The organism is Streptomyces buecherae (assembly GCF_014295035.1).
Taxonomy (GTDB): Bacteria; Actinomycetota; Actinomycetes; order Streptomycetales; family Streptomycetaceae; genus Streptomyces; species Streptomyces youssoufiensis.
Genome location: NZ_CP060404.1, coordinates 7,118,710 through 7,138,287, shown reverse-complemented (window position 1 = coordinate 7,138,287; position 19,578 = coordinate 7,118,710). Strand labels below are relative to the sequence as shown.

The 19,578-nt window shown below is 73.7% G+C and carries 17 protein-coding genes; 4 read left to right on the top strand and 13 right to left on the bottom strand.

Features of this window, described 5'->3' with window-relative positions:
• Positions 1 to 42: 42 nt before the first annotated feature.
• Complete coding sequence (locus tag H7H31_RS28500; protein WP_176160921.1) at positions 43 to 405, top strand: DUF952 domain-containing protein; 363 nt, start codon at positions 43 to 45, stop codon at positions 403 to 405.
• A 91-nt stretch (positions 406 to 496) separates the two neighbouring features.
• Here the strand turns inward: H7H31_RS28500 and H7H31_RS28495 are convergent, their stop codons facing one another.
• The 11 genes from H7H31_RS28495 to H7H31_RS28445 all read right to left on the bottom strand — a co-directional run bounded on the left by H7H31_RS28495 (position 497) and on the right by H7H31_RS28445 (position 12,248).
• Positions 497 to 1,651: a pseudouridine synthase gene (locus tag H7H31_RS28495; RefSeq protein ID WP_176160922.1), complete on the bottom strand. Its 1,155-nt coding sequence runs from the start codon at positions 1,649 to 1,651 to the stop codon at positions 497 to 499.
• Positions 1,651 to 2,229 carry an SMC-Scp complex subunit ScpB gene (scpB, locus tag H7H31_RS28490; RefSeq protein WP_372454997.1) on the bottom strand — a complete coding sequence of 193 codons (579 nt, stop codon included), beginning with the start codon at positions 2,227 to 2,229 and terminating at the stop codon, positions 1,651 to 1,653. The genes H7H31_RS28495 and scpB overlap by 1 nt, the downstream gene beginning before the upstream one ends.
• A 362-nt stretch (positions 2,230 to 2,591) precedes the next feature.
• Positions 2,592 to 4,016: a segregation and condensation protein A gene (locus tag H7H31_RS28485; RefSeq protein WP_232110127.1), complete on the bottom strand. Its 1,425-nt coding sequence runs from the start codon at positions 4,014 to 4,016 to the stop codon at positions 2,592 to 2,594.
• A 90-nt stretch (positions 4,017 to 4,106) separates the two neighbouring features.
• Positions 4,107 to 4,688, bottom strand: a complete 582-nt coding sequence (locus tag H7H31_RS28480; protein ID WP_187060423.1) for a hypothetical protein — start codon at positions 4,686 to 4,688, stop codon at positions 4,107 to 4,109.
• Positions 4,673 to 5,791 carry a ParA family protein gene (locus H7H31_RS28475; protein ID WP_176160924.1) on the bottom strand — a complete coding sequence of 373 codons (1,119 nt, stop codon included), beginning with the start codon at positions 5,789 to 5,791 and terminating at the stop codon, positions 4,673 to 4,675. Before H7H31_RS28475 ends, H7H31_RS28480 begins: the two co-directional genes overlap by 16 nt.
• Positions 5,792 to 6,174: 383 nt before the next feature.
• Complete coding sequence (ald, locus tag H7H31_RS28470) at positions 6,175 to 7,290, bottom strand: alanine dehydrogenase (protein WP_187060425.1); 1,116 nt, start codon at positions 7,288 to 7,290, stop codon at positions 6,175 to 6,177.
• A gap of 131 nt (positions 7,291 to 7,421) precedes the next feature.
• The gene (locus tag H7H31_RS28465) at positions 7,422 to 9,530 is read right to left on the bottom strand and encodes a tetratricopeptide repeat protein (protein WP_187060424.1); all 2,109 of its coding nucleotides are present in this window, start codon (positions 9,528 to 9,530) and stop codon (positions 7,422 to 7,424) included.
• Positions 9,531 to 10,154: 624 nt separating this feature from the next.
• Entirely contained in the window at positions 10,155 to 10,610 is a 456-nt protein-coding gene (locus tag H7H31_RS28460; protein WP_187061459.1) for a carboxymuconolactone decarboxylase family protein, read from the bottom strand.
• 77 nt (positions 10,611 to 10,687) lie between these two features.
• Positions 10,688 to 11,170, bottom strand: a complete 483-nt coding sequence (locus tag H7H31_RS28455) for an RrF2 family transcriptional regulator (protein WP_187061458.1) — start codon at positions 11,168 to 11,170, stop codon at positions 10,688 to 10,690.
• Positions 11,171 to 11,280: 110 nt separating this feature from the next.
• A complete protein-coding gene (locus H7H31_RS28450) occupies positions 11,281 to 11,601 on the bottom strand; it encodes a DMT family transporter (protein ID WP_187061457.1) in 321 nt (106 codons plus the stop codon).
• Positions 11,598 to 12,248 carry an FMN-dependent NADH-azoreductase gene (locus H7H31_RS28445; RefSeq protein ID WP_187061456.1) on the bottom strand — a complete coding sequence of 217 codons (651 nt, stop codon included), beginning with the start codon at positions 12,246 to 12,248 and terminating at the stop codon, positions 11,598 to 11,600. Before H7H31_RS28445 ends, H7H31_RS28450 begins: the two co-directional genes overlap by 4 nt.
• Before the next feature lie 112 nt (positions 12,249 to 12,360).
• On the opposite strand from H7H31_RS28445, the gene H7H31_RS28440 reads away from it, so the two are divergent.
• Positions 12,361 to 12,915, top strand: a complete 555-nt coding sequence (locus H7H31_RS28440) for a TetR/AcrR family transcriptional regulator (RefSeq protein WP_187061455.1) — start codon at positions 12,361 to 12,363, stop codon at positions 12,913 to 12,915.
• A gap of 189 nt (positions 12,916 to 13,104) precedes the next feature.
• Here the strand turns inward: H7H31_RS28440 and H7H31_RS28435 are convergent, their stop codons facing one another.
• Positions 13,105 to 13,731 (bottom strand): NUDIX domain-containing protein, encoded by a 627-nt coding sequence (locus tag H7H31_RS28435; RefSeq protein WP_187061454.1) that lies wholly within the window; start codon positions 13,729 to 13,731, stop codon positions 13,105 to 13,107.
• A 154-nt stretch (positions 13,732 to 13,885) separates the two neighbouring features.
• Positions 13,886 to 15,574 (bottom strand): CTP synthase, encoded by a 1,689-nt coding sequence (locus tag H7H31_RS28430; RefSeq protein WP_302185615.1) that lies wholly within the window; start codon positions 15,572 to 15,574, stop codon positions 13,886 to 13,888.
• 501 nt (positions 15,575 to 16,075) lie between these two features.
• Here H7H31_RS28430 and H7H31_RS28425 point away from each other — a divergent pair.
• Both H7H31_RS28425 and H7H31_RS28420 read left to right on the top strand, forming a co-directional pair.
• Entirely contained in the window at positions 16,076 to 17,878 is a 1,803-nt protein-coding gene (locus H7H31_RS28425; protein ID WP_187061460.1) for a glycoside hydrolase family 15 protein, read from the top strand.
• An 11-nt stretch (positions 17,879 to 17,889) separates the two neighbouring features.
• Positions 17,890 to 19,578 carry a PucR family transcriptional regulator gene (locus tag H7H31_RS28420; RefSeq protein WP_187061452.1) on the top strand — a complete coding sequence of 563 codons (1,689 nt, stop codon included), beginning with the start codon at positions 17,890 to 17,892 and terminating at the stop codon, positions 19,576 to 19,578.

Sequence of the window (19,578 nt, the reverse complement as noted above, 5' to 3'; positions counted from 1 at the left end):
GGAGGGGGTACGAAGCGCCCCGGTTCCGGTAGAACGTTCCGCATGATCTACCACGTGGTTCCCCTGGACGACTGGCTGGTCGCGCCCGACCGTCCGTACGCCCCGCGCTCGCTCGCCGAGGACGGATTCGTGCACTGTTCGCCCGACGAGGCCACGACGCTGGCCGTGGCCACGGCACGCTTCCGGTACGCCGTCGGCCCGCTGATGGTGCTGCTCATCGACGAGGGGAAGCTCGACGTGATGGTGCGCTGGGAGGCCGCCGACCCCGCGCCGCCGCCCGGCGTGCCGGCCACGACCCGGTTCCCGCACGTGTACGGGCACGTCAACCGGACCGCGGTGGCCGGGATGATGGAGGTCAAGCGGGACGAGGAGGGGCGCGCGGTGTCGCTCGGCCCCTGGTCGTGACCGGGGCCGTGGCCGGCCCCGGGGCCGGCCACGCCAGGGGCGGGCCGCCTGGCCCGCCCGCGCCGCACGGGCCCCGGGCCGTGCGGCGTGGTTAGAGGTCCACCTCGCGCATGAGCATCCCGACCTCGGTGTTGGTCAGCCGGCGCAGCCAGCCCGACTTCTGGTCGCCGAGCGGAATCGGGCCGAAGTTCGTGCGGACCAGCTTCTCGACCGGGAACCCGGCCTCCGCGAGCATGCGGCGCACGATGTGCTTGCGGCCCTCGTGCAGCGTGACCTCGACCAGGTAGTTCTTGCCGACGTTCTCGACGACCTTGAAGTGGTCGGCGCGCGCGTACCCGTCCTCCAGCTCGATGCCGTTCTTGAGCTGCTTGCCGAGGTCGCGCGGGATGGGGCCCTGGATCGCGGCGAGGTAGGTCTTCTTCACGCCGTACCGGGGGTGGGTCAGGCGGTGCGCCAGCTCGCCGTGGTTGGTGAGCAGGATGATGCCCTCGGTCTCCGTGTCGAGGCGCCCGACGTGGAAGAGCCGGGTCTCGCGGTTGGTGACGTAGTCGCCGAGGCACTGGCGGCCGTCCGGGTCCTCCATGGTGGAGACGACGCCGGCGGGCTTGTTGAGGGCGAAGAACAGGTACGACTGGGTGGCGACGGTCAGGCCGTCCACCTTGATCTCGTCCTTCTCCGGGTCGACGCGCAGCCCCTGCTCGGTGACGATCTGGCCGTTCACCTCGACCCTGGCCTGGTCGATCAGCTCCTCGCAGGCGCGCCGCGAGCCCATGCCGGCGCGGGCGAGCACCTTCTGCAGCCGCTCGCCGTCCTGGTCGCCGAAGGTCTTGGGCAGGTTGAGCTTCGGCTTGTCGTGCCGAGCCCGGTTGCGCTCCTCGATCTGGGCGTCCAGCTCGCGCGGGCGGGCCGGGACGGAGCGCCCTCGGCTGCCGCCGGGCCGCCCGGCCGCGCCACCGCGACCGCCCGCCGGGGCGCCGCCACGACCACCGGCCGGGGCACCCCCGCGACCGCCGGCCGCCGGGCCGCCGCGGCCACCCGCCTTCGGGCCGCCCTTCGGCGCGCCCTTGCCACCGCCGCCGCCGACGCCGCCCGGCCGGTTCGCGCCCGACTGCCCCGTGCTGCCGACGTCGTAGCGGCGCTCCTCGGGCCGGGGCGTGCCCGAGCGCCGTGGCTTGTCGTCACGCCTGCCGCCACCCCCGCTCCGAGGGTTCCGGTTGCCGCCGCTGTTCCTGTCACTGCTTCGCATCAAGGTTCCGTAGTCGAGTGGGCCGTCGTGGTGTCTGCGTCGTCCGGTGCGTCCGGGTCGAACGAGGGGACCCCCTCAAGCGAGTCCGCCTCGACGGCGTCCACCTCCGGCAGGAACGGTGCCAGCTCGGGCAACTCGTCCAGGCCCCGCAGGCCCATCCGCTCCAGAAAGTAGTTCGTCGTCCTGTACAGGATCGCACCTGTTTCGGGTTCCGTGCCCGCCTCCTCCACCAGACCGCGCTGCAGGAGGGTCCGCATCACGCCGTCGCAGTTCACTCCGCGTACGGCGGAGACACGCGAACGGCTGACCGGTTGACGGTACGCGACGACGGCCAACGTCTCCAACGCGGCCTGGGTGAGCCTGGCCTGCTGGCCGTCGAGCACGAACCCCTCGACGGCCGCGGCGTACTCGGGCCGGGTGTAGAACCGCCAGCCCCCCGCCACCAGGCGCAGCTCGAAGCCGCGCCCCTGACGGGTGTACTCGTCGGCCAGCTCCCGCACGGCGTCGGCCACCGCCCGCCGGGGCCGGCCGAGCACCTTGGCCAGGTGTTCCTCGGTGGCCGGCTCGTCGACCACCATCAGCACGGCCTCCAGCGCGGGCCGCAACGCGAGCCCGGCCACCCCCTCCGCGGCGCCGGCACCGTCGGGGGCCCCCTCTCCCCCGGCGTCCCTGGCCTCTCCGGCGTCGTCGATGTCGGCGGGGGCGGCGGGGTCGGTGTCGGCGTCGGCGGGGCCAGTGGGATCGGTGAGGTCAGCGGGATCGGTGGGGTCGGCGGGATCGGTGGGGTCGGCCGCGTACGGCGCGTCCAGGTCGGCCGCCCGTGCCGGGTCCGGCTCCCGGGTGGGGTACGCCTCGGCCGGGTCCGTACCGCCCGGCGCCCGCGCCGCGCGGTCGGCGGGCTCCCGTGACGCCTGCCGCTCCGGTGCCTCGTCCCGCTCGGTCATCGCCGCGCCTCCCACTCGCTGCCTGGTCCGGGTCCTCCCGGCTGCTGGTCGGCCGCGCCCGGATCGGCCGGCACCGCCGCGCTCGTACCGGCCACCCGCTCGTCCGCCGCACCGCCGGGGTCCGCCCCCGCGGTACGGGGCGCCGGCTCGGGGTCGGCGGCCGGTGGCGCGGGCGTGGCCGGCTCGCGCTCGCCCGGCTGCTGGTCGAACTCGTCGGTGACGCGCGGCCGTTCCCCCTCCGCGCCGGTCCAGCGGACGCGCAGCGCGCCGAGCGCCTCCTCCTGGTCGAGCGTGATGACGCGCTCCCGGTAGAGCTCGAGGAGGGCGAGGAAGCGGGCCACGACGGTGAGGGTGTCGGGGGCGTCGGCGGTCAGGGTCTGGAAGTCGGTCGCGCCGAGCTGGCGCAGCCGGGCGATCACGACCTCGGCCTGTTCCCTGACGCTGACCAGCGGCGCGTGGATGTGGTCGACGTACACCTGCGGCTTGGCCTTGGGCTGCATCGCCTTCACGGCCAGCTTCGCGAAGCCGTCCGCTCCTATCCGGATCACCACCTCCGGCAGCAACTCGGCGTGGTGCGCCTCCAGGCCGACGGTGCGCGGGTAGCGGCGGGCCTCGCCGTCCAGCCGTTCCTGGAAGATGTCGGCGATCCGCTTGTAGGCCCGGTACTGGAGCAGCCGCGCGAACAGCAGGTCCCTGGCTTCCAGGAGGGCCAGGTCGGCCTCGTCCTCGACCTCGGCCGACGGCAACAGCCGGGCCGCCTTCAGGTCGAGCAGGGTCGCGGCCACCACCAGGAACTCCGTCGTCTGGTCGAGGTCCCAGTCCGGCCCCATGGCGCGGATGTGGGCCATGAACTCGTCGGTGACCTGCGAGAGCGCCACCTCGGTGACGTCCATCTTGCGCCTGGAGATGAGCTGGAGCAGCAGGTCGAAGGGGCCCTCGAAGTTGGCGAGGCGGACCGTGAACCGGCCGTCGTCGGCGGGTGGCTCGCCGCCCCCGTCCGCCGCCTTGACGGCCTCCGCTTCGGGTTCCGCGCCCGGCGGTACGTCGTCCGGCGGCAGGTCACCCGGAGGTACGGCCTCGTCGCCGGGCGCCGCCGGGGGCGCGTCGGCGCCGGGCGGCTGGGGCGGGGCGTCCCCGTGCGGGGCCTGGGCGGCGCCGTCAGCGCCCGCGCGCGGCTCCGTGGCCCCCGTGTGGCCAGCGGGCTCCGGCGCGGCCTCCCGCGGCGACTCAGCGGGTTCGGCGGGTGTGGCGGGCTCCGGGGTGCCGGCGGGGTCGACGGGCTCAGGGGGCGCGGCGGGCCCGCCGGTCGCGGTGCCGGGGGGCGGTGGGGTGCTGCCCTGGTGCGTGCCCGGGCCCCGGCCGAGGCCGCGGCGCGGGACGCGCGGCGGCGGGGCCGGGGCGGGGTCGTCGTTCGTGGGCATGGGGGTCCAAGGTGCGGGGGCGGGCGAAAGGCCCGTACGAGCGGGCAGGTTACCGCCGTCACCCCGCGATGTGCGGGATCTCCGCGCCGGTCAGCGACCGCGCAGCCGGCGCACGAGAATGCTCGCGTCGCCGCGCGACTCCAGGTCAGCGAGGACGACGGCGACCGCTTCGCGGACGATGCGCCCGCGGTCCACGGCCAGGCCGTGCTCACCGCGCAGCACCAGGCGCGCGTGTTCGAGGTCCATGAGCTCCTCGGCGGAGACGTAGACCGTGATCTTCTCGTCGTGACGCTCCCGGCCGCTGGGCCGGCGGCCGGCGGCCCGGCCGCGGCGGCGCGTCTGCGCGGGCGGGGTCGGGCCCTCCTGGGTCTGGCGCCCCTTGGGCCGCTCCTGCACGGCCGACGCGCGGCGCTCGCCCGGCTGCTCCGGTGCGCTCTCGTGCCCGTCCCGGCCCTCGTGGCCGGCGCCGGCCCGCTCGTCGGCCTCGGCCGCGCGCCGCGCCGCCTCGGCGTCCCCCTCGGACGCCGGGGCCGGCACCCGGCCCCGGCCGTCGGCGGGCAGCGCCCGCTCCTCGCCGCCCGCCTGGCGGCGCGGAGAGGACGCCTGGAGGGCGGTGCCTCCGGTGGTACGGAACAGTTCGTCGGCTCCGGGCAGACTCACTCGGCGGGACACCGGGCGAGCACCTCCCTGGCGAGCTGGCGATAGGCGGCGGCACCGACGGAGTTGGACGCGTACGTGGTGATCGGCTCGCCGGCCACCGTCGTCTCCGGGAAGCGCACGGTGCGGCCGATGACCGTGTGGTAGACGTGGTCGTCGAACGCCTCGACGACGCGCGCGAGCACCTCACGGCTGTGCACCGTGCGGGAGTCGTACATCGTGGCGAGGATGCCGTCCAGCTCCAGGTCGGGGTTGAGCCGCTCCTGGACCTTCTCGATGGTCTCGGTGAGCAGCGCCACACCGCGCAGCGCGAAGAACTCGCACTCCAGCGGCACGATGACCTTGTGCGCGGCGGTGAGCGCGTTCACCGTCAACAGGCCGAGCGAGGGCTGGCAGTCGATGACGATGTAGTCGTAGTCGGCCAGCAGGGGCTTGAGCGCGCGCTGGAGCGTGGACTCGCGGGCCACCTCGCTGACCAACTGCACCTCGGCCGCCGACAGGTCGATGTTGCTCGGCAGCAGGTCCATGTTGGGCACGGCCGTCTTGAGCAGCACCTCGTCGGCCGACATGCCCCGCTCCATGAGCAGGTTGTAGACCGTGAGGTCGAGCTCCATCGGGTTCACGCCGAGGCCGACCGACAGGGCGCCCTGCGGGTCGAAGTCCACCAGCAGCACGCGGCGGCCGTACTCGGCGAGCGCGGCACCCAGGTTGATGGTCGAGGTGGTCTTGCCCACCCCGCCCTTCTGGTTGCACATCGCGATGATCTTCGCGGGGCCGTGCTCGGTGAGCGGTCCCGGAATCGGGAAGTACGGCAGCGGGCGCCCGGTGGGGCCGATGCGCTCGCGGCGCTGACGGGCCGCGTCGGGCGCGAGGGTGGCCGCGTACTCGGGATCGGGCTCGTACTCGGCGTCGGGGTCGTAGAAGCGCCCCTCGGGCATTGCGTCGTAGTCGGCGAAGGTCGCGGGGTCGGTCCCGCCCTGCTCGCCGGCCATGGCGTTCACGTGTTGGCCGTCCATGCTCTGGTGGGCTCTCGTCATGCTCTGGTGGGCAGCGAAGGTGTGGACAGCGACGGAGCCGACAGCCCGTTGCCCCGAGGGACTCTGGCCCCGCGCACCCATTCCTGGTTGACCACCCCCGGGAGAAAATGTCGACTCAACCACAAGTCGTCCTACCTCCTTGGTGACCAGGAAATTTCTCGATTGGTCAGCGTGACACCATGCCGACGATTGGCGACTCTATGGCGTGTCGGCGGTTCGCAGCAACACAATCCACCGGACCCGGCCCGATGTGTCGGCAAGGGAACACCCGGATGTCAAGGGTGAGAGGCGCCCCGCGTCGAGGATTCCCAGCCGCCCATAGCGGCTAAAAAGTTACGTTCAAGGCGAGTTGACACGGCGCCGGATCGCGTGGTTCCCCGGGCGCGTCGCACGCACCCGTGGCCGGGCCTCGCCACACGGCAAGACCCGGCCACGGATTCGGTGTTGCGTTCTTCGGCGTCGATCTAGCCGAGCAGGGTGCCCAGTTCGACGGTGGCCAGGCCGTGCGCCTCGCCGACGGGGCCGTAAACGACCTGGCCGTCATGGGTGTTGAGGCCCTTGGCGAGCGCGGGGTCGCGCCGCAGCGCCTCGCGCCAGCCACGGTTCGCCAGCTCCACGATGTAGGGCAGCGTGGCGTTGGTGAGGGCGTGGGTGGAGGTGTTGGGCACCGCGCCGGGCATGTTGGCGACGCAGTAGAAGACCGAGTTGTGGACCGGGAAGGTCGGCTCGGCGTGCGTGGTCGGGTGCGAGTCCTCGAAGCAGCCACCCTGGTCGATCGCAATGTCGACAAGTACACTTCCGGGCTTCATCCGGGACACCAGCTCGTTGGTGACGAGCTTCGGGGCCTTGGCGCCGGGGATCAGGACGGCGCCGATCACCAGGTCGGCGTCGAGGACCGCGCGCTCCAGCTCGTACGCGTTGGAGGTGATGGTCTGCACCTTGGTGCCGAAGACCTTGTCCGCCTCGCGCAGCTTGTTGATGTCCTTGTCGAGGAGCGTGACGTGGAAGCCCATGCCGACCGCGATCTGCGTGGCGTTCCAGCCGGAGACGCCGCCGCCGATGACGACGGCCTTGCCGGCCTGCACGCCGGGGACGCCACCGGGCAGCACGCCGCGGCCACCGGCCGAGCGCATCAGGTGGTAGGCGCCGACCTGCGGGGCGATCCGCCCGGCGACCTCGGACATCGGCGCGAGCAGCGGAAGCTGGCGGCCCGCGGTCTCCACGGTCTCGTACGCGATGGCGGTGGTGCCGGACTCCAGGAGGGCGTCCGTGCACTCGCGGGAGGCGGCCAGGTGGAGGTAGGTGAAGAGGGTCTGGTCCTTGCGGAGGCGGTGGTACTCCTCCGCGATCGGCTCCTTGACCTTGAGCAGCAGGTCGGCCGTGGCCCACACCTCGTCCGCGGTGCCGAGGATGGTCGCACCGGCGCCGGTGTACTCCTCGTCCGCGATCGAGGAGCCGAGGCCGGCGCCCTGCTCGATGAAGACCTGGTGGCCATGGCGCACGAGCTCGTGCACGCCAGCGGGGGTGATGGCCACCCGGAACTCGTTGTTCTTGACCTCGCGGGGGATGCCGACCTTCACGTCGATCACGGTCCTTGTTCTGGGATTTTCCGGACAATATCGGCAATGCTTGTGCATGCCGGAAACGACCGTGGCGGTCGCGGTAATCCCAGTCTAATGAAGGATGTCGCGCTGTCTAGCCTTGCATTGCATCAATCTTGCCGGGGAGTGCTACTGGTTTCGCAGGTCGAGTCCGGCTTGCCCCTATGGACCGGCTCTCCAGCGCCCTCCGCTTCGGCCTCCGGTACGGCTTCAGCGGTCGCCGGTACCCTGCGCGGATTTCGCGGCCCGAGGAGCCGGCCGGCCTCCCGCCGGTGCAACTCCGCGACCGGCTGGTCGCCGAGCCGCTGCAGGGCGTCCGCGAGCCGCAGCCGCACCGCCGCGAGCGCCCGCGCGTCCCCCGCCTCCCGCGCGTGTTCCAGCGCCTCCTGACAGGTGCGCAACGCCTCGTGCGGCCGGCCCGCGACCTCCCACACCCGCGCCACCTCGGCCAGCGCCCGCGCGTAGCCGGCCTGGTCGCCGAGCCTGCGCCGCGCCGCGGCCGAGGCCCGCCAGCCGCGCAGCCCCTCGCTCCAGCGGCCGGCGCACGCGTGCACCGTGCCAAGGCGCCCGTAGAGCCGCGCCTGGTCGGCCAGCTCGCGCCGGGTCAGGCGCAGTTCGAGGGCGCGCCGGTACCAGTCGGCGGCCCGGTCCCAGTCGCCCAGCTCGTGGTAGGTGGCGCCGATGGACTCCAGGGCGCGGCCGATGGAGTACGGGTCGTCGGCCACCCGCGCGGCCTTGAGGGCGCCTCGGTAGCGGGCGAGCGCCGCGTCCGCGCGCTGGGCCCGCGCGTCGAGGTCGCCGAGGTTCAACAGCGCCGCCGCCCGCTCCAACGGCAGGTCCCTGCGCGTGGCGACGTCGAGCAGCAACCCGTGCAGTTCGTAGAGCTCGGGCGCCGCGCCGCCGGCGCCGCGGTGCGCGGCCAGCGCGTGCGTCAGCGCCGACAGCAGCCGCCTGGCCAGCGTGTCCAGGCCGCCGTCGCCGGCCGCGAGGCGGGCGGCGGCCAGCAGCGCGGGCTGGCGCGAGCGCAGCCACCGGGCGGCCTCGGCCCGGTCGGGGAAGCGCAGCGCCGCGGGGAGTTCGGCGCTCTGCTGCTCCTTGGCCTCGCCGTCCGGCGCCGCGGCCAGGTGGGCCGAGTGCAACAGCCGTACGGAGCGCTCCAGCATGCGCGCCCGGGCCAACTCGACCTCGGCGGCCCGTTCGTGCTCGTGCAGCAGCGCGGTCAGTCCGGGCATCAGGCAGCCGGGCACCTGGTAGCGGGGCGGCATCACGTCGCGCGCGCCGGTGCGGGCCGCGCCCTCGGGGGGCAGCGGGCGCAGCAGCCCGTGGGCCAGGAAGTCGGCCAGCGTCTCCTGGGCGCTGGGTACGGAGCAGCCGGCGAGCGCCGACGCGGTGTGGGCGTCGGCCCAGCCGCCGGGGGCCAGCGCGAGCAGCCGCAGCAGCCGGGCGGTCCGCGCCGGCAGCGACGCGTGCACCAGGCGCAGGGCGCGGGCCAGCGGGCGCCCCGAGTGCTCGGAGCCGACCTCGGCCGACAGTTCCCGCAGCCGCGCGGCGGCGTCCGAGACCGAGGCCATGGGGCGGGCCGCGAGCCAGCCGCCGACCAGCGCGAGCACGGCGGGCTGCGCGCCGCACTCCTCGACCACGGTGCTGGCCGCCACCGGGTCGACGGTGATCCGGGTGGGCCCGGCGTACTGGGTGAGCAGCGCGATGGCGGCCTGCCCGTCCAGGCCGCCGACGGTGCACGGCCGCACGTCGGGCACCCCGGTCAGCGGGCCACGGCTGACCACCAGGACCAGGCAGTCGGGCGCGTCGGGCACCAGGGCGTCGACCTGTTCGGCGCTGTCCGCGTCGTCCAGGAGCAGCAGCGCGCGCCGCCCGGCGAGGGCGGCGCGCAGCGCCTCGGTCAGCTCGTCCTTGTCGGCGCCCGGCGGCGCGCCGACCCCGAGCGCGGTGAGCAGGTCGCGGGCGGCGCGGGCGACGGGCACCGGCTCGCCGTCGGGCGTGGTCAGCCCGGCGCGCAGCACCCCGCTCGGGTAGCGGTCGGCGACCTGCGCGATGAACGCCTCGGCGAGCGCCGTACGGCCGGAGCCCGGCCGGCCCGCGATGAGCAGCACCCGGCCGCGCGGGGCCTTGCGGCCGGCCAGCGTGTCGAGGCCGGCCCGGTCGATGTCGGCGCGCAGCGAGGCCAGCTCCTGCCGGCGTCCCGTGAACCCGCTGGGCAGCGCGGCCGGTCCGAGCCGTCCCGGGGCGCGGCTCGCGGACGCCGGCGCGGGTGCCGTCGCGGCGGGTGGCCGGGAGGCGGGCGGCGGGCTCGCGGGCTCGGCGGGTTCGGTGCCCGGGGCGCGCGCGGCCGTGCGCTCCGGCTCCGCTGTCGCCGCCGGCTCCGCCGCGGGCGCGTGTGGCGCGGCGGTGGGGTCGGGGTCGGGCCGCGGGGTTCGTATGTCCCCCGGTGGCACCTCTGACTGCGGTGTCGCGAGCTCGTCCGGCGGGACGTCCCCCCGGGTGTCCACCGCCTGCTCCGCCACGGGCCACGCTCCTTATTCCCCGCCGTGCGCGGGGAGACCCAGTCCTGCGCATACGCCGGCCGCGGGCGCGGCCGGGCGAGACGAGCGTAGTTCACCGACACCCGCGCGGCGGGCGGCCTCGGCGGGCCGCGTACCCCGAACATCACCTGATCGGATCGGCGCCGGGCCGCGGGTCCTCGCGCGGCGACCGCGCACTTCTGTCAGGCCGTCAGGCCGGCGCCGTGCGGGGCGCGTCGGGCGCGGCGTCGGTGCCGCTGGGCGGGGCGCCCGCCGGGGTGGACGCCCCGCCCACGAACGGGGTCAGCGCTGGGTGTCAGGCCCTCAACGGATGGAACCGGCCACCAGTCGCGCGGCGACGTTGACGCGGTTCCAGGCGTTGATGGACGCGATGGCCATCACGAGGGCGGCGAGCGCGTCCGGGGCGAAGTGGTCGGCGGCGGTGTCCCAGACGTCGTCGGGCACGCCCTCGGGGTTGTCCGCGATGCGCGTGACCGCCTCGGCGAGCGCCAGCGCGGCGCGTTCCCGGTCGGTGAAGAACGGCGTGTCCCGCCACGCGGCGACCGACCACAGCCGTTCGTTGGTCTCGCCCGCGTCGCTGGCCCGGTGTGCGTGCATGTCGACGCAGAGCGAACAGCCGTTGATCTGACTGACCCGCAGGCGGACCAGTTCCAGGATGTCGTCGGGCGCGGGGCTGTCGCGCAGGAACTCCTCCATCGCGGCCAGGGCCTGGTAGCCGGGGCCGGCGACCTTGTACACGTTCTCCATGCGAGGTTGCATCTCGGTGGTCCTTTCGTTTCTGAACAAAAAATATTCAGGTTCTTCGCCGCGAGGGCCGGGGCACGGCCTGTTGCGGCTCAGCGCACGGGTTGGGCCAGGCGGTTGCGCGCCATCCGTGGCGCGTCAGGGTGTTTCTCCTCGACCGAGTCCCTGATGTCGGCGAGCGTCTGGGCGGCGAGCTCCCGCCGCCACGCCAACTCCGCCCGGCTCATCGCCTGGGAGACCAGGCAGTGCCTGCGGTAGTCGACGTCCGACCGTCCGCCGGGCCCGTCGCGCATGATCTGCTGGCACCGGAAGGCGTCTCGGCCGCCCTCGATCGCCACCACGACGTCCAGCAGCGTGATCTCCTCCGGCGCCCGCGCCAGTCGGAAGCCGCCGCGCGGCCCGGAGGTCGACGCGACGATGCCGGCGCGGGCCAACGCCTGGAGTTGCCGGTTCAGGTACGCCGGCGGCAGGTCGTAGAACGCCGCCAACTTCCGCGCCGTCACGGCCTGGTGCTCCGCCCAGGCGAGGTTGAGGCAACTGTGCAGGGCCCACTCGACGCCCTCGCTCATCTGCATACTCGACATTAAACATTCAGGATCTCCGGCAATCAACGCCGGGGAGGCGGCTGGTACGACCACACCGGCCGCCTCCCCTCGCCTCCCCGCGCCTCGTCCGCCCGGTCTCCCTACTCGGGCGAGGTGACGCGCGCGAGGGCGACGCCGGCGATGATGAGCGCCAGCGCGGCCACCCGGCCGGCGCTCACCGGGTCCCCGTGCAGCGCGATGCCGAGGGCGATGGCACCGATGGCGCCGATCCCGGTGAACACCGCGTACGCCGTGCCCACCGGCAGGTCCCGCATCGCCAACGACAGCAGGTAGACGGCGCCGGCGGCGAGGAGGAAGCAGACCAGGGTGGGCAGCGGTCGGGTGAAGCCCGCCGTGGGCTTGATGCTCTGCGACCAGGCCACCTCCACGGCGCCGGCGGCCAGCAGCAACAGCCAGCTCACAGCGTGCTCCCCAGCTTCCGGGCGGCGGCGAGCGCGGCTGCCCGGGAGTCGTCGTGCTGGGCGCGGCGGGCCGCCAGGGCGGGGTCGAGGCGGGAGTTGACCAGTTCGGTGCCGACGAAGGTGATGTCGTCGACGGCGTAGTGCCCCTGGACGAAGTCGCGCAGGTACCGCTCCTGGTGGTCGTACGGGTGGCGCGGCGTGCCGGGCCCGTACGCGCCGCCGCGGGCGTGGGCGACGACGAAGCGGCGGGGGGCCAGGGACATCTTCGGGAAGGTCACCTGGTCGATCCACGCCTTGAGGGCGGAGGGTATGGAGAAGTTGTACATCGGCGCGGTCATCAACACCACGTCCGCGGCGAGGAGTTCGGCCAGCAGCGGCTCGACGACGGCCCAGGTCGCGGCCTGGGCCGGGGTGCGGACCGCCTCCCGGTACCGGTGCGGGTCGGTGATCCGGTGCTCCAGGAGGTGGTCGCACAGTTCGGTCCACGCCTCGTCGATGTGCGGGACGGGATCGCGCGCGAGGTCGCGGTGGAGGTAGGTGCCGTCCGGGTGTGACGCGCGCCAGGCGTCGGCGACGGCGTCGCCCAGTTCGCGGCTGAAGGAAGCGCGGCGCGCGCTCGCGTCGAGGTGCAGCAGGGTGGAGCTCATGAGGTGCCTCCCTGGAGTCAGGCGAAGCGGACACGGTGTCCGGTTGCACGATCGAAGACTAGCAACTGGACACGCCGTCCACTTATTCCGGAGAGGGTTCTAGGCTGACCCCGTGACCAAGGAACGCGCCGATGCCGCTCGCAACCGGGAAAAAGTGCTCGCCGCCGCGGCCGAGCTGTTCGCCGCGAAGGACCCGCGCACCGTCACGATGGAGGACATCGCACGGGCCGCCGGCGTCGGCCGGGGGACGCTGTACCGGCGGTACCCGGACGTCGCCTCCATCGCCACCGCGCTGCTGGACGAGCACGAGAAGGCCCTGCAACACGAGTTGCTCCAGGGCCCGCCGCCGCTGGGCCCGGGGGCGCCGCCGCGCGAACGGCTGGCCGCCTTCTACGCGGCCATGGTCGAACTCCTCGACCGCCACGTCCACCTGGCGCTCGGTGCCGAGACCGGCGCCAGGCGGTACGTCACCGGCGCCTACGGCTTCTGGCGCGCTCACGTCATCGCCCTGCTGCGCGCGGCCGAGGTGGCCGACCCGGACGCGCTGGCGGATGCCCTGCTGGCCCCGCTGGCGCCCGACGTCTTCGCCTACCAGCGCGAGCGCGGCGTCACGCCGGCGCGCCTGACCGCCGCGCTCGCCGAACTCGCCCGCGTCCTGGACCGCTGAGCGCCGGCACGCCGGCCAGCGGGCGAAGGCCGGTCAGCGGGCGGGGAGCACGGGGGCCGGCGGGACCGGTGGGACCTGCGGTCTGCCGTGGGGCACGCGGACGGTGCTCGCCGAGGACGCCGGTCTCCCCCGTCGGGATCTCTCCACCGGCCCGCCCGGTGACACGCACCGGGCGGCCCGGGACCGCCGTCAGGCGTCGAACGGGCGGGCCGGCCAGGGGGCGTCGGCCGGGCGCAGCGCGTCGAGGCCGTCGCCGGCCTTGGCGGCCAGCAGCGCGAGCACGCCCACCACCAGGGAGTTGTTGTGCAGTTCGCCAGCGAGGGCGCCACGGGCCAGCTCGGCGGCCGGAACGCGGGCGAACTCCATGTCGGCCTCCTCGGCGGAGACCTCGAAGCGCTCGCCCTCGGCGTCCGAGATCTGGCGCGCCAGGAAGATGCGCACGGACTCGTCGCAGCCGCCGGGCGTGGTGTACACGTCGGTGAGCACGCGCCAGTCCTCGGCCTTGACGTGCACCTCCTCGTACAGCTCGCGCTGGGCGGCGTGCAGCGGGTTCTCGCCCGGCACGTCGAGCAGGCCGGCCGGGATCTCCCAGAGCTTGTGGCGGACCGGGTGCCGGTACTGGCGCAGGACCAGCACGCGGTCCTCGTCGTCGAGGGCGAGGATGGCGACGGAGCCGGGGTGCACCTGGTAGTCGCGGGTCGCGGTGGACCCGTCGGGCATGACGACCTCGTCCGTGCGGACGCTGGTCTTGTTGCCGGTGAACGGCGTGCTGCTCGCCACGACCCGCCATTCCTCAGCGGTGTCCTTGATGCCCATCTGTGCGCCTTCCTGAGCTGGCTGTGCGGTGTGGAGCTGCGCCGGTGCCGCGCGGCGCGAGCCCGCCGGGGCGGGCCGGCGGCCCGGGTACGACACCGGGGTACGCGCCGCTGAGCGGCCCGTACCCCGGCAACCGTATCGGTGCGACGCGGCGTTACGACGCGCTGGTCCGCCCCTCGGTCCCGGCCTGCTCGCCCGCGGCGCGCTGGCGCGCGACGGCGGCCTTGACCAGGCCGGCGAAGAGCGGGTGCGGGCGGGTCGGGCGGGAGCGCAGCTCCGGGTGGGCCTGGGTACCGACCAGGTACGGGTGGATCTCGCGCGGGTACTCGACGTACTCGACCAGCTTGTTGTCGGGCGAGGTGCCCGAGAAGACGACGCCGGCCTTCTTCTCCAGCTCGGCCCGGTAGGCGTTGTTGACCTCGTAGCGGTGCCGGTGCCGCTCCTCGACGTAGGGCTGGTCGGCGTAGACCTCGCGGACGATGGAGCCCTCGGCGAGCTTGGCCGGGTACATGCCGAGCCGCATGGTGCCGCCCATGTCGCCCTCGCCCGCCACGATGTCGAGCTGCTCGGCCATGGTGGAGATGACCGGGTCGGTGGCGGCCGGCTCGAACTCGGTGGAGTTGGCCCCGCCGATGCCCGCCAGGTTCCGCGCGGCCTCCACGACGATGCACTGCAGGCCCAGACACAGGCCGAGCAGCGGAATCTTCGCCTCGCGGGCGTACTGGATCGCGCCCACCTTGCCGTTGACGCCGCGCTCGCCGAAGCCGCCGGGGATGACGACCGCGTCCACGTCGCCGAGTTGCTCGTGGGCCCCGGCCTGGGTGGTGCAGTCGTCGGAGGTGACCCACTTGACCTTGACCCGCGCCTTGTTCGCGAAGCCGCCGGCGCGGATGGCCTCGGTCACCGACAGGTAGGCGTCGGGCAGGTCGATGTACTTGCCGACGAGGGCGACCGTCACCTCGTGGTCGGGGTTGTGCACCCGGTCGAGCAGGTCGTCCCAGGTGGTCCAGTCGACGTCGCGGAAGGGCAGGTCCAGCTTGCGCACGACGTAGGCGTCCAGGCCCTCGGTGTGCAGCACCTTGGGGATGTCGTAGATCGACTTGGCGTCGATCGCCGCCACCACGGCCGCCTCGTCCACGTCGCACATCAGCGAGATCTTGCGCTTGATCGCGGTGGGCACGTGCCGGTCGGCGCGCAGCACGATGGCGTCCGGCTGGATGCCGATGTTGCGCAGCGCCGCCACGGAGTGCTGGGTCGGCTTGGTCTTGAGCTCGCCGGAGGGGCCGATGTAGGGCAGCAGCGAGATGTGCACCACGAAGACGTTGTCCCGGCCGACCTCGTGCCGCACCTGGCGGACGGTCTCCAGGAACGGCAGCGACTCGATGTCGCCGACGGTGCCGCCGACCTCGGTGATCACCACGTCGACGTCGTCGGTAGCCATGCGCCGGATGCGGTGCTTGATCTCGTTGGTGATGTGCGGGATGACCTGGACGGTGTCGCCGAGGTACTCGCCGCGCCGCTCCTTGGCGATGACCTGCGAGTAGACCTGGCCGGTGGTGACGTTGGCCGAGCCGTCGAGGTCCACGTCGAGGAAGCGCTCGTAGTGGCCGATGTCCAGGTCGGTCTCGGCGCCGTCGTTGGTGACGAAGACCTCACCGTGCTGGAACGGGTTCATCGTGCCGGGGTCGACGTTCAGGTACGGGTCGAGCTTCTGCATGGTGACCCGCAGGCCCCGCGCCTTCAGCAGCGCACCCAGACTGGAGGCCGTCAGCCCCTTGCCGAGGGAGGAGGCGACACCCCCGGTGACGAAGATGTGCTTGGTCGTCATGGATGTGGGTGGCAGTGCCAAGAGGGGGCTCCCGTGGGATCGCGAAGTGAGGTGCGTCCGACACCGTCCCGAAGTCGGGCGTTGCCGTCGCTGCGGTCCGGGGTCACCCGAAATGTCGCTGGGGTGCCCACCGGTTTCCACGGGATACCAGGCTATCAGCGCGCCGGGGTCGCCGCTCCCGAAGGGAGTGCCCCGGCTTCTGGAACAGACTGCCCGAGAAGTCGCTGACCTGCGCCGGAGCGTCGGGCCTCGACACGGGGCGCACACGGTGGGCACACATCGTCCGCAGCCGCCCCTACCGCACCACCCGATCGGCGCACCAGGCCGCGGCCACCATGTGGGACTCTGCCCACGGATCAAGTCCGTGGGACGTATCCTGCACGGACGCACGCTGCGAGCCGACCGGTGTGGCACCAAACCCCGTTTGCCTCCGGAGTACCAGCTCGTCCAAGATCCAAAGCCGTAAGACCGCAAGACGCCCCGCGGGGCGAGGTGGCCGTTCGAATGGGGATGCACGTGGCCGGGCGCATCGAAGATTACGCACTCATTGGCGATATGCAGACCGCCGCCTTGATCAACAGGGATGGCAGCGCCGACTGGCTGTGTCTGCCCCGTTTCGACTCCCACGCCATCTTCGCGGGGCTGTTGGGCACCGAGGAACACGGCTTCTGGCGGCTCGGTCCGGCCCACCCGGCCGACACCGCCGCGCCGCACGCCGACCGGCGCCGCTACCGCGGTGACTCGCTGGTCCTGGAATCGGAGTGGGACACCCCGCGCGGCACCGTGCGGATCATCGACTTCATGCCGCCGCGCGACGGGGCGCCGCAGCTCATCCGCATCGTGGAGGGCGTCAGCGGACGCGTCCCCATGCGCTCCGAGCTGCGTATGCGCTTCTCCTACGGCCGCGTGGTGCCCTGGGTGCACAAGGTGGAGGGCCGCACGGTGGCCGTCGCCGGGCCCGACTCGGTGTGGCACGACACCAGCGCCGAGACGTACGGCAAGAACCTCACCACCTACTCGGACTTCACCGTCTCGCCCGGTGAGCGCATCGCCTTCACGATCAGTTGGGAGCCCTCGCACAAGGGCCAGCCCCCGCTGCCCGAGCCCGAGGCGTCCCTTGAGGCGACCGAGGACTTCTGGCGCGACTGGGTCGAGCACTGCACGTACCACGGCCCCTACCGGGACGCCGTGGTCCGCTCCCTGATCACGCTCAAGGCCCTGACGTACGCGCCCACCGGTGGCATCGTTGCCGCGCCCACCACCTCGCTGCCCGAGGAGGTCGGCGGCGTGCGCAACTGGGACTACCGCTTCACCTGGCTGCGGGACGCGGCCATCACCCTGTCCTCGCTGCTGCGCACCGGCTACCGCGACGAGGCCCGCGCCTGGCGCGAGTGGCTGCTACGGGCGGTGGCCGGTGACCCGGAGAACCTCCAGATCATGTACGGCATCGCGGGCGAACGGGAGCTGGGCGAGACCGAGTTGGGGTGGCTGCCCGGTTACGAGGGCTCGCAGCCGGTACGGGTGGGCAACGGGGCGGCCGGTCAGCTCCAGCTCGACGTGTACGGCGAGGTCACCGAGGCGCTGCACCTGGCGCACATGACCGGCCTGGCCCGCAACGACTACGCCAGCGTCCTGCAGCTCAAGCTGATCAGCTACCTGGAGAAGCACTGGTACGAGCCCGACGAGGGCATCTGGGAGGTGCGCGGGCCGCGCCGACACTTCGTGCACTCCAAGGTGATGGCCTGGGTCGCGGTGGACCGCACCATCAAGCTCATCGAGGCCGGCGACGCGGACGGCCCGCTGGAGCGCTGGCGCGAGATGCGCGACGCCATCCACCGCGACGTGTGCGAGAAGGGTTACGACAAGGAACGCAACACCTTCACGCAGTCCTACGGCTCCCAGGAGCTGGACGCCTCGCTACTGCTCATCCCGCAGATGGGCTTCCTGCCCCCGGACGACAAGCGGGTCATCGGCACCATCGAGGCCATCCAGCGCGAACTGTCCACGCCGGACGGGTTCATCATGCGCTACCCGACCAGCAGCGGCGACGAGAACCTGGACGGCCTGCCCGGCGACGAGGGCGCCTTCCTGGCCTGCTCGTTCTGGATGGCCGACGACCTGGCGATGATCGGCCGGGTGGACGAGGCCCGCAGGCTCTTCGAGCGCCTGCTCGCCCTGCGCAACGACCTCGGGCTGCTCGCCGAGGAGTGGGACCCGAGGCTCCAGCGCCAGGTGGGCAACTTCCCGCAGGCGTTCAGCCACGTGCCCCTCATCGACACGGCGCTACGGCTCACCGCCTCCGGCGCCTACGGCGGCTGACTCCCGGCGCGGTGTCGGAGCCCGGCACCATCACCGTGGCGCGGGCGCTTGAGCTGCCCGCGCTGCGCCGTGGCCTGCCGGAGATCCTGACCGCACCGGGCGAACTCCAGCGCCCGGTGCGCTGGGTGCACGCGGGCGAGACGCCGCGCATCGCCTCGCTACTCAAGGGCGGCGAGCTGCTGCTGACCACCGGCATCGGACTGGGCAGCCGGGCGGCCGAACAGCGCGCGTACGTCCGCACGTTGGCCGAGCGCGGCATCGCGGCCCTCGTGGTGGAGCTGGGCTCGCGGTTCACCGCGCTGCCCGCCGCCGTCGTGGACACCGCCCGCTCGCTGGGGCTGCCGCTGGTCCAACTGCGCCACGAGGTGCCGTTCGTGGCGGTCACCGAGGAGATCCACACCGAACTGGTCAACGCGCACTACGCGCTGCTGCGCCAGGCCGACGAGGTGCACCGGCAGTGCACCGAGGTGCGGCTGCGCGGCGGCGGGGTGCCGGAGATCCTGCGGCTGTTCGCGCGCTTCGCCGACAACCCGGTCTTCCTGGAGACCGCGGACGGGCGACTGCTGTACGCGGCGGGGCCCACCGGCCGGGCCGGGCTCGCCGACCCGCTGCAGATCTGGGACGGGCTGCGCGCCCGGCGCCCCGGAACCACCCAGGACGCGGCCCACACCCTGGAGACGCCGCAGCCGCCCGCCGGCAGCGTGCTGGTCGAGGTGCCCGGCGGAGGCCCCGGGCCGGGCGCGGTGCGGGCCCGGCTCGTGGTGCTGCCCGCGGCGGGGCCGCTCGCGCCGGTGCACCGGATCGCGGCCGAGCGCACGGCCACGCTGCTGGCCCTGGTGCTGCTCCAGGCCCGGCAGGAGGAGGAGTTGGCCGCGCGGGGCCGGGGCGACTTCCTCACCGACCTGGCCGAGGAGCGGATCGCGGCGGCCGACGCGCCCGCGCAGGCCCGGGTGTTGGGCTTCCGGCCGAGTGACGGGCCGCTGCTGCCGGTGGTGATGGCGCTGCCGACCGCCACGGCCCCGCTGGGCGGCGGCGACCACTGGGCGGCGCTCGCCGCGGCGCTGCGGGAGGAGTTGGCCTCGGTCGGCGTGCCGGCGCTGCTGGGCGTGCGCCTGCCGGAGGCGCGGGTGCCGCTGCTGGTCGGGCTGCGCGGGGCCGACGAGCGGGTGCCGGTCGCGGAGCGGGTGGCGGGCGCGCTGCGGGCCGGCGTCGAGCGGGCCTGGCCCGAGCGGGCGCCGGCGCTCGGGCAACGCGGTGCGCGCTCGGGGCCGCCGGTGGTCGTGGTGGGCCTGGTGGGCGGCTGGGAGGCGGTCGGGGCCGAGTTGCGGCACGCGGCGTCGGCGGCGAGCGCGGCGCGCGGGCTGCCGGACCGGCCGTGGCACGACGTGCGCGGCCTTGAGGTGGACCTGCTGCTGTGGCGCCTGCGCGAACACGGTGACCTCGCGGCCTTCGTGCACCGCATGATCGGCCCGCTCCTCGAACACGACCAGACGGCCAAGCCACCGCTGCTGCCGACGCTCATGGCGTACCTGGCCCACGCGGGGCGCAAGGCCGAGACGGCGCGCGCCCTGCACGTGAACCGGCAGACGCTCTACGACCGGCTGGCCCGGATCACCCGGCTGCTCGGCACCGACCTGGACGAACCGCGCACCGTGCTCGCCCTCAGCCTGGCCCTCCAGGCCCGCCGCCACCTGCCGTAG

Coding starts and splice junctions, on each gene's coding strand:
- H7H31_RS28500 (WP_176160921.1), top strand. CDS start 43: ATGATCTACCACGTGGTTCCCCTGGACGACTGGCTGGTCGCGCCCGAC.
- H7H31_RS28495 (WP_176160922.1), bottom strand. CDS start 1,651: ATGCGAAGCAGTGACAGGAACAGCGGCGGCAACCGGAACCCTCGGAGC.
- scpB (WP_372454997.1), bottom strand. CDS start 2,229: ATGGTGGTCGACGAGCCGGCCACCGAGGAACACCTGGCCAAGGTGCTC.
- H7H31_RS28485 (WP_232110127.1), bottom strand. CDS start 4,016: ATGCCCACGAACGACGACCCCGCCCCGGCCCCGCCGCCGCGCGTCCCG.
- H7H31_RS28475 (WP_176160924.1), bottom strand. CDS start 5,791: ATGGGTGCGCGGGGCCAGAGTCCCTCGGGGCAACGGGCTGTCGGCTCC.
- H7H31_RS28460 (WP_187061459.1), bottom strand. CDS start 10,610: ATGCAACCTCGCATGGAGAACGTGTACAAGGTCGCCGGCCCCGGCTAC.
- H7H31_RS28455 (WP_187061458.1), bottom strand. CDS start 11,170: ATGCAGATGAGCGAGGGCGTCGAGTGGGCCCTGCACAGTTGCCTCAAC.
- H7H31_RS28445 (WP_187061456.1), bottom strand. CDS start 12,248: ATGAGCTCCACCCTGCTGCACCTCGACGCGAGCGCGCGCCGCGCTTCC.
- H7H31_RS28435 (WP_187061454.1), bottom strand. CDS start 13,731: ATGGGCATCAAGGACACCGCTGAGGAATGGCGGGTCGTGGCGAGCAGC.